This window comes from Saccharopolyspora sp. 6M, assembly GCF_020176775.1.
In the GTDB taxonomy this organism is placed as follows: Bacteria; Actinomycetota; Actinomycetes; order Mycobacteriales; family Pseudonocardiaceae; genus Saccharopolyspora_C; species Saccharopolyspora_C gregorii.
This window is the reverse complement of sequence record NZ_JAIUJZ010000023.1, coordinates 1-9,163: the sequence shown is the minus strand read 5'-3', so window position 1 is coordinate 9,163 and position 9,163 is coordinate 1. Positions and strand designations below refer to the sequence as shown.

The 9,163-nt window shown below is 72.8% G+C and carries 7 protein-coding genes; 5 read left to right on the top strand and 2 right to left on the bottom strand.

Going from position 1 to position 9,163, the window contains the following annotated elements:
- Positions 1-175 precede the first annotated feature (175 nt).
- Positions 176-577, bottom strand: coding sequence for a DUF5319 domain-containing protein (locus LCD31_RS04270; RefSeq protein WP_224956126.1), 402 nt, complete (start codon positions 575-577; stop codon positions 176-178).
- Positions 578-817: 240 nt separating this feature from the next.
- On the opposite strand from LCD31_RS04270, the gene guaB reads away from it, so the two are divergent.
- Positions 818-2,329 carry an IMP dehydrogenase gene (gene guaB, locus LCD31_RS04265; RefSeq protein WP_224956125.1) on the top strand — a complete coding sequence of 504 codons (1,512 nt, stop codon included), beginning with the start codon at positions 818-820 and terminating at the stop codon, positions 2,327-2,329.
- A 49-nt stretch (positions 2,330-2,378) separates the two neighbouring features.
- On the opposite strand, the gene LCD31_RS04260 is transcribed toward guaB, so the two are convergent.
- Positions 2,379-3,293 (bottom strand): NmrA family NAD(P)-binding protein, encoded by a 915-nt coding sequence (locus LCD31_RS04260; RefSeq protein ID WP_224956124.1) that lies wholly within the window; start codon positions 3,291-3,293, stop codon positions 2,379-2,381.
- 93 nt (positions 3,294-3,386) lie between these two features.
- Here LCD31_RS04260 and LCD31_RS04255 point away from each other — a divergent pair, with 93 nt between their 5' ends.
- The 4 genes from LCD31_RS04255 to guaA all read left to right on the top strand — a co-directional run bounded on the left by LCD31_RS04255 (position 3,387) and on the right by guaA (position 9,020).
- Positions 3,387-3,953: a TetR/AcrR family transcriptional regulator gene (locus tag LCD31_RS04255; RefSeq protein WP_224956123.1), complete on the top strand. Its 567-nt coding sequence runs from the start codon at positions 3,387-3,389 to the stop codon at positions 3,951-3,953.
- Positions 3,954-4,060: 107 nt separating this feature from the next.
- On the top strand, positions 4,061-5,191 hold the full coding sequence (locus LCD31_RS04250; protein WP_224956122.1) for a GuaB3 family IMP dehydrogenase-related protein: 1,131 nt from the start codon (positions 4,061-4,063) through the stop codon (positions 5,189-5,191).
- Between the two features lie 334 nt (positions 5,192-5,525).
- A complete protein-coding gene (locus LCD31_RS04245; protein WP_224956121.1) occupies positions 5,526-7,241 on the top strand; it encodes an FAD-dependent oxidoreductase in 1,716 nt (571 codons plus the stop codon).
- A 237-nt stretch (positions 7,242-7,478) separates the two neighbouring features.
- On the top strand, positions 7,479-9,020 hold the full coding sequence (guaA, locus tag LCD31_RS04240) for a glutamine-hydrolyzing GMP synthase (protein ID WP_224956120.1): 1,542 nt from the start codon (positions 7,479-7,481) through the stop codon (positions 9,018-9,020).
- Positions 9,021-9,163 lie beyond the last annotated feature (143 nt).

Here is a 9,163-nt window from a genome sequence, read left to right as displayed (position 1 = left end):
CGCCCGCCCCCCCCGCGGCAACCCCGCGCCCCCCCCCCCGCCCCCCCCCCCCGCGCCCCGGCTGCCCCCCCCCCCCACCCCCCCCCCCCCCCCCCCGCCCCCCCCCCGGGGGGGGGCGCGGACCCGCTTCATGTTCGGTGGGCTTCGTGCCCGGCGGGGAGGCGGGAGCCGCTGATCAGCGGGTGTTCTCGTTCTCCGTCTCGGTGACGCCGTCGGCGAAGCCGCGGCAGTACTCCCAGCTCATGTATTCGCTGGGGTCCGGGGCGAACGCGGGCTCGTGCGGGCGCATCCGACCGTCGTGCAGCAGCTGCTCCAGGCTGGAGCGCAGCAGTTCCCAGTCGTGGTAGTGCGGTTCACCGCAGTCGGTGCAGTCCACGACGATGCCGCGGACACCGCGCGGTTCCAGCAACGCCTGGTAGACGGCCAGGTCGGTGAGGTCGGAGAGGAGCTCGGCCCGTTCGTCCTCGCCTAGCGGCGGGCCGAACTCGGGCTCCTGGTCGTCGAGCGCTCTGCTCGGGTCCTCCGGGTCGCCCGCGAACGGGTCTGGGGGCAGCGGATCGTGCGGCACGCCCGGCACGGTACCGCCCACCACGACCTGCACCGCCGCTCGGGGCGCCCGCGCGGGTGCGCACGTGCGTTGCACCACCGCTTCCCATGTCTGACCAGCGGGGTCTCTATCATGGAGCAATCGCACCTGCCGCTCGCGCCGGGGACGTCGTCGAACCGCCGCCTCCGGTGGCCCGGTATCGCCGATGAGCCCCCGCCCGGAACCTTCGGTCACCGCACCGTTGCTTGCAGGAAGGCACACCGCCTCGCCATGACCAGCGAACTCACCGCCCCCGGTTTCCCCGCGAAGTTCGCGACGCTCGGGTTGACCTTCGATGACGTGCTGCTGCTGCCCGATGAGTCCGATGTGATCCCCAGCGGCGTCGACACGGGAACGCAGCTGTCGCGCAACGTGCGGCTGCGGGTGCCGCTGCTGTCCGCGGCGATGGACACCGTCACCGAGGCGCGGATGGCGATCGCCATGGCCCGCCAGGGCGGTGTCGGCATCCTGCAGCGGAACCTGTCGGTGGAGGAGCAGGCCGCGCAGGCCGAGGTCGTGAAGCGCTCCGAGGCCGGCATGGTCACCGACCCGGTGACCTGCTCGCCCGAGGACACCATGGCCGAGGTGGACGCGCTGTGCGCCCGCTTCCGGATCTCCGGTGTCCCCGTCACCGACCCCGACGGCACCCTCGTCGGGATCATCACCAACCGCGACATGCGGTTCGAGGTGGACCACACCCGCCGGGTGCGCGAGATCATGACGCCCGCCCCGCTGGTGACCGCGCAGGTCGGCGTCACCGCGGAAGCCGCGCTCGGCCTGCTGCGCAGGCACAAGGTCGAGAAGCTGCCGATCGTGGACAACGCGGGCAAGCTCCGCGGGCTGATCACCGTCAAGGACTTCGTCAAGACCGAGCAGTACCCCAACGCCACCAAGGACCCGGACGGCCGGCTGCTGTGCGGCGCCGCGGTCGGCGTCGGCGCCGACTCGCACGAGCGGGCGATGGCGCTGGTCGACGCCGGGGTGGACGTGCTCGTCGTGGACACCGCGCACGGGCACTCCCGGGCGGTCGTGGACACCGTGGCCACCCTGAAGAAGGAGCTGGGCCACTCGGTGGACGTCATCGGCGGCAACGTCGCCACCCGTGCCGGGGCCCAGGCGCTCGTCGACGCGGGCGCGGACGCCGTCAAGGTCGGCGTCGGACCGGGCTCGATCTGCACCACCCGCGTCGTCGCGGGCGTCGGCGTCCCGCAGATCAGCGCCATCTACGAGGCCGACCAGGCGTGCCGGCCGGCCGGGGTGCCGATCATCGGCGACGGCGGCATCCAGTACTCCGGGGACATCCCGAAGGCCATCGCGGCCGGTGCCAGCAGCGTGATGCTGGGCAGCCTGCTCGCGGGCACCGCCGAATCGCCCGGGGACCTGGTGCTGGTCAACGGCAAGCAGTTCAAGGTGTACCGGGGCATGGGCTCGCTCGGCGCGATGCAGAGCCGCGGGCAGGGCCGGTCGTACTCGAAGGACCGCTACTTCCAGGACGACGTGCTGTCCGAGGACAAGCTGGTGCCGGAGGGCATCGAGGGGCGGGTGCCGTTCCGCGGGCCGCTGGCGCAGGTGGTGGACCAGCTCGTCGGCGGGCTGCGCTCCGGGATGGGCTACACCGGTTCGACCACGGTCCCCGAGCTGCAGCGGGCCAACCTGGTGCGGATCACCGCGGCGGGGCTCAAGGAGTCGCACCCGCACGACATCACGATGACCGTCGAGGCGCCGAACTACACGACCCGGTGAGGTGCGGGGCGCGGGAGCCGAGGGTTCCCGCGCCCTACTCCGCACCGGGTCAGCCGCGCAGGTGCGCGGCCGCCCACACCTCGAACGAGGTGGTCGGCAGGCCCAGTTCGGCGGCGAACTCGGGGCGGGCCGGCTGGCCGACCGCGTTCAGGTAGTCGTGGGTGGCGCCCATGCCCGGCATCCCGGCGGCCAGCGCTTCGGCCTCGGTCATGTCGGGGGCCGTCAGCGGGATGCCGAGCGCGCCGGAGAGGACTTCGGCGATCCGCTCCATCGGCAGGAAGTCGCCCGCCAGCTCCAGTTCGACCTCGCGGAACCGCGTCGGCTCGGCGATCGCGGCGGCCGCCGCGGCCCCGATGTCCGCCGTCGCGATCAGGGACAGCCGGGTGTCCGGCTTGAGGACGCTGACCAGGCCGCCTTCGACGCCGCGCGGGAACAGGAAGCCCATCGAGGGCAGGAAGTTCGCCATGAAGAAGGCGGGCTTGAGCAGCGTCCAGCTGGGAAAACCGGCTTCGCGGACCCGGTCCTGGATCGCGCTCTTGGCGCCCAGGCTGCGCGCCACCCCCCACCGGCCTTCGGCCATGCCGGGCACCTCGGTGTGCTGACCGGCGCCGCTGACCGAGGTGTGCACGAACTGCGCCACCTCGGCGGCGCGGGCCGCTTCGACGAGGTTGGTGCCCTGCGCGATCTCCCCGTCGAAGTCGAAGCCGTCCGCGGTGAGCTCGGGCAGCTGCACGGAGAAGACCGCGCGGACGCCGTCGACCGCCGGTGCCAGGGAGTCGCGGTCGCGGAGGTCGCCGGTCACCAGGTCGGCTCCGAGCGCGCGCACCGCGGCGGCGCGTTCGGTCTCGGGGTCGCGCACCAGGGCGCGGACGGGAACGCCCGCGGCGAGCAGGGCGCGGGCGGTGGCTCCGCCCTGCCTGCCGGTGGCGCCGGAGACCAGGACGGGTGCGGGATGGGTCGGCATGCTGCTCCTCGGGAGAAAAACGGCGGGGACCGCCGTTTGTGCTCCCGTACGATACGGCGGACCCCGCCGTTTTGTGAAGCAGGAGGTGACGCCGTGACCGGAGCGCAGCGCTCGGACGCCCGGCGCAACCACGCCCGCATCCTCGCCGTGGCGGAACAGGAGGTCGCCGCCCGCGGCGCCGAAGCCTCCCTGGAGCAGATCGCCCGCACCGCCGGAGTCGGATCGGCGACCGTGCGCAGGCACTTCCCCACCCGCCGCGCCCTGCTCGAAGCGGTCTCGCACAGCCGCATCGACGCGCTGAGCCGTCGCGCCGCCGAACTGGTCGATGCGCCCGACGGCCGCGACGCGCTGCTGCGCTGGCTCGACGAAGTGGTCGCCTACTGCGCCACCGTCCGCGGCCTGGCGGTCGCGCTGTCCTACGCGGGACCCGACACCGACCCGGTCCAAGGCAACACCTGCGCCGGAGCGCTGGAGGAAGCGGGCACGCCGCTGCTGGACCGCGCCGTGCGCGACGGTGCGGTGCGAGCGGACATCGCCCTCACCGACCTGATCACGGTGATCGTCGGCATCGTGCTGGCCGTCGAACACCGCGCCGACGCCGCCGCCGAAGCCGACAGGTTGTTCCGGCTGACCGTGGCGGGCCTGGCCCCGCACGCCTGAACGCACCGGGCGCCGGACCCGAAAGACCGGGGCGGATGCGAGGTCCGAGCCCGGAGTAGAGAGAATGCTCCGTTGGAGTGCTGTGGTGCTGGCAGGGAGGACTTGACGTGCGGGATTCGGTGGAGATCGGCATGGGCCGGACGGCCATGCGCGGGTACGAGCTGGACGACATCGAGATCGTCCCGTCCCGGCGGACCCGGTCGTCGCAGGACGTGTCGCTGGCGTGGCAGATCGACGCGTACCGGTTCGGCATCCCGCTGGTGACGCACCCCACAGACGCCGTGGTGTCCCCGGCGACGGCCATCCGCGTCGGCGAGCTCGGCGGCCTCGGCGTGCTCAACGCCGAAGGGCTCTGGGCCCGGCACGAGAACGTCGACGACCTGCTGTTCGAAGTGGTGCGCATCGCGGACGAGAGCGAGGAGCCGACCGCCGCGGTCAAGCGGCTGCAGGAGCTGCACGCAGCGCCGGTGCGGCACGACCTGCTCACCCGGGCCATCAAGCAGATCAAGGACTCCGGGGTCACCGTCGCCGCGCGGGTCAGCCCGCAGCACGCCGAGGAGCTCACCCCCGACCTGCTCGCCGCGGGCGTCGAGGTGCTCATGGTGCACGGCACCATCGTCTCGGCCGAGCACGTGGCGCGGGACGGCGAGCCGCTCAACCTGAAGCGCTTCATCGCGGACCTCGACGTGCCGGTGATCGCCGGCGGCGTCGGCGACTACCGCACCGCCATGCACCTGATGCGCACCGGCGCGGCCGGCGTGATCGTCGGTTTCGGCGAGTCGATGGCCACCACGACCACCCAGGTGCTCGGCATCGGCGTGCCGATGGCCACGGCCATCGCCGACGCCGCCGCGGCCCGCCGCGACTACCTCGACGAGACCGGCGGCCGGTACGTGCACGTGCTCGCCGACGGTGCGCTGTCCTACTCCGGTGACATCGCGAAGGCCATCGCCTGCGGTGCCGACGCCGTCGTCCTCGGCGAAGCGCTCACCGAGGCCTCGGAGGCGCCCGGCCAGGGCTACTACTGGACCGCGGCCGCCGCGCACCCGAGCCTGCCGCGCAGCGAGATCATGGGCTTCACCGGTGCCGGTGTCGACCTGGAGAAGCTGCTGTTCGGCCCGAGCAGCGAGGCGTCCGGCACCACCAACCTGTTCGGCGGGCTGCGGCGCGCGATGGCGAAGACCGGGTACTCGGAGCTCAAGGAGTTCCAGAAGGTAGGCCTGACGCTGCGGCGTTGATCCGTGGCCGTCCTTCCCCCGTTGCGCGGGGGTGGGGTGGCGGAACCTCAGCCGCTTCCTCGCTGCGGGATCGTTTTCACAGGTGGCTCCGCCACATGAGAAAACGCTGTCCTCCCGAGGAAGCGGCTGAGAACCCGCGGGTGGTCCGGCTGCGTGCTGGTTCTCCGCTCAGCGGCTCCGCCGCGGACAGGACGAGGACGGTTCGCGGCCGGTCTGGGCCGGTGGGTCGCTGGTCCTGAATCGGGTGGATCGGGCTCGGGGTCGGGAAATTGGGTCGCGCGCAGTGCCGGAAAGTACTGGCTACCCGCGAGTAATGACGGCTAACGTGTCCGGCATGGCTTCCAGCAACGGTGCTCAGGGTCAGCGCGGTCCGCAGCACTACGACGTCGTCGTGATCGGCTCCGGGTTCGGCGGCAGCGTCGCCGCGCTGCGGCTCACCGAGAAGGGCTACCGGGTCGCCGTGCTGGAGGCGGGCCGCCGCTTCAGCGACGACGAGTTCGCCAAGACGTCCTGGGACCTGCGCCGATTCCTGTGGGCACCGCAGATCGGCTGCTACGGCATCCAGCGCATCCACCTGCTGCGGGACTGCCTCATCCTCGCCGGAGCCGGGGTCGGCGGCGGTTCGCTGGTGTACGCGAACACGCTGTACCGGCCGCTGAAGCCGTTCTACAACGACTCCCAGTGGGCGCACATCACCGACTGGGAGGACGAGCTCTCCCCGCACTACGACCAGGCCAGCCGGATGCTGGGCGTCGTCACCAACCCGACCACCACCCCCTCCGACGTGGTGATGAAGAAGGTCGCCGCCGACATGGGCGTCGGCGGCAGCTACCACCCGACACCGGTCGGCGTGCACTTCGGCGAACCGGGCCGCACCGTCGCCGACCCCTACTTCGGCGGCGCCGGACCGGCGCGCACCGGCTGCACCGAATGCGGGGCGTGCATGACCGGCTGCCGCGTCGGGGCGAAGAACACGCTGGTCAAGAACTACCTGCACCTCGCCGAAGCCGGGGGAGCGGAGGTGTTCCCGCTGACCACCGTGCACCGGCTCGCCGAAGGCCGCGACGGCCGCTGGCGCATCGGCACCCGCCGCACCGGGGCGAAGACCGCGCTCGGCAGCCGGGTGTTCACCGCCGACCAGGTGGTCGTCGCCGCCGGGACCTGGGGCACCCAGAACCTGCTGCACCGGGCGCGGGACCGCGGCGACCTGCCGCGGCTGTCGGCGAAGCTCGGCGAGCTCACCCGCACCAACTCCGAGGCCATCATCGGCGCTCAGGTGCCGCAGCTCGGCGAGCAGGACTACTCCAGCGGCGTCGCCATCACCTCCTCGTTCCACCCCGACGAGGACACCCACATCGAGCCCGTCCGCTACGGCAAGGGCAGCAACGCGATGGGCCTGCTGCAGACCTTCCCGACCAAGGGCGACCACCCGGACCCGCGTTGGAAGCAGTGGCTGCGGTTCGTGCGCACCGATCCGCTGAAGGCGCTGAAGATGGCGGTGGTGCGCAACTGGAGCGAGCGCACGATCATCCTGCTGGTGATGCAGAGCCTGGACAACTCGCTGATCACCCGGGTGAAGCGCGGCCTGTTCGGCTCCCGGCTCACCTCCCGGCAGGGCCACGGCGCGCCCAACCCCAGCTTCATCCCCGCGGGTGAGGAGGCCAACGAGCGGGTCGCCGAGGAGATCGGCGGCATCGCCGGCGGCACCTGGGGCGAGCTGATCGACATGCCGATGACCGCGCACTTCATCGGTGGCTGCGCCATCGGCGAGGACGCCGAGCACGGCGTCATCGACCCGTACCACCGGGCGTACGGGCACCCGACGCTGTCGATCGTGGACGGTTCCGCGATCACCGCGAACCTCGGGGTGAACCCGTCGCTGACGATCACCGCCCAGGCCGAGCGGGCGTTCTCCATGTGGCCGAACAAGGGCGAACCGGACCGGCGCGCCGCGCAGGCCGAGGGCTACCACCGGATGGCGCCGATCCCGTCGAAGCGCCCGGCGGTCCCCGCCGAGGCGCCGGCGGCCCTGCGCCTGCCGCTGGTCTGACCGCCGGTCCTGCCGCTCCGCCCCTGCCGCGCGGCACCGGGGGCCGTGGAACCCCGGCGGTCTTCGCGCCGAGCGGGGGACGGCCGATGCGGAGCCGCTGCCCGGGCGGTGGGGGTTAGCTGGGATGATGGGTTCCAGCGCACGCATCCGCCTGGAGGTTTCGACGACGTGTCCGGTAACGCCAACAGCCCTGACCAGTCCCCGGCATCGGGTCCGCCGCGCGAGGGGAAGGGGCCGGTGCTCGTCGTCGACTACGGCGCCCAGTACGCGCAGCTGATCGCCCGCCGCGTCCGCGAGACGCAGATCTACTCCGAGGTCGTCCCGCACGACACGCCGGTCGAGGAGATCGTCCGGCGCGATCCGGCGGCCCTGGTGCTCTCCGGCGGCCCGTCCAGCGTGTACGCCGCGGACGCGCCGCAGGTCGACCCGGCGCTGTTCGAGGCGGGCGTGCCGGTGTTCGGCATCTGCTACGGCTTCCAGGCCATGACCGCGGCCCTCGGCGGGACGGTGGAGCACACCGGCACCCGCGAGTACGGCCGCACCGAGCTGGAGATCACCGGCGACGGCGGTGCGCTGCACGAGGAGCTGCCCGGCCACCACCCGGTGTGGATGAGCCACGGCGACTCGGTCAGCAAGGCGCCCGAGGGCTTCACCGTGACCGCGGGCAGCAAGGACACCCCGGTCGCCGCCTACGAGGACCGGAACCGCCGGCTGGCGGGCGTGCAGTACCACCCGGAGGTCGCGCACTCCCCGCACGGCCAGGAGGTGCTGCGCCGGTTCCTGCACGACATCGCGGGCATCAAGCCGCAGTGGACCACCGCGTCGATCGTGGACGACACCGTTCAGGCGATCCGCGAGCAGGTCGGCGACCGGCGCGCGATCTGCGGCCTGTCCGGCGGCGTGGACTCGGCGGTCGCGGGCGCGCTGGTGCAGCGCGCCATCGGCGAGCAGCTGACCTGCGTGTTCGTCGACCACGGGCTGTTGCGCGCCGGGGAGCGGGCGCAGGTGGAGCGGGACTTCGTGGCCGCCACCGGGGTGAAGCTGGTGACGGTCGACGCCACCGAGCAGTTCCTGGGCGCGCTGGCCGGGGTCACCGACCCCGAGGAGAAGCGCAAGATCATCGGCCGGGAGTTCATCCGCAGCTTCGAGCAGGCGGCCCGCGACCTGGTGCAGGGCTCCGAAGGCGACGTGGACTTCCTGGTGCAGGGCACCCTGTACCCGGACGTCGTCGAATCCGGCGGCGGCAGCGGCGCGGCGAACATCAAGAGCCACCACAACGTCGGCGGCCTGCCCGACGACCTCCAGTTCCAGCTGGTGGAGCCGTTGCGCGCCCTGTTCAAGGACGAGGTGCGGCGGGTCGGCCTGGAGCTGGGCCTGCCGGAGACCATCGTGCACCGGCAGCCGTTCCCCGGGCCGGGCCTCGGCATCCGGATCATCGGCGAGGTCACCGCGGACCGCCTCGAAACGCTGCGCGCGGCCGACTCGATCGCGCGGGAGGAGCTGACCGCGGCCGGGCTGGACCGCGACATCTGGCAGTGCCCGGTGGTGCTGCTGGCCGACGTGCGCTCGGTGGGCGTGCAGGGCGACGGCCGCACCTACGGGCACCCGGTGGTGCTGCGGCCGGTCTCCAGCGAGGACGCGATGACCGCGGACTGGACGCGGCTGCCCTACGACGTGCTGGAGCGGATCTCCACCCGCATCACCAACGAGGTCGCCGAGGTCAACCGGGTCACGCTGGACGTGACGTCGAAGCCGCCGGGCACCATCGAGTGGGAGTGACCGGACTCCGGAACCGAGGGGGCGCCGGGGGATCACCCCCGGCCCGGGGGAGTGGCCGGGCCGGGGGGGGGGGGGGGGGGGTTCGGGGGAAAGGCGGGGGCCCCCGGGTGCCCCGGCCCCACGGGGGGGTGTAGGGTGCCGTA

What these genes read in the sequence shown, in the direction of transcription:
- guaB (WP_224956125.1), top strand. Translation starts at nt 818, where the DNA reads ATGACCAGCGAACTCACCGCCCCCGGTTTCCCCGCGAAGTTCGCGACG.
- LCD31_RS04260 (WP_224956124.1), bottom strand. Translation starts at nt 3,293, where the DNA reads ATGCCGACCCATCCCGCACCCGTCCTGGTCTCCGGCGCCACCGGCAGG.
- LCD31_RS04245 (WP_224956121.1), top strand. Translation starts at nt 5,526, where the DNA reads ATGGCTTCCAGCAACGGTGCTCAGGGTCAGCGCGGTCCGCAGCACTAC.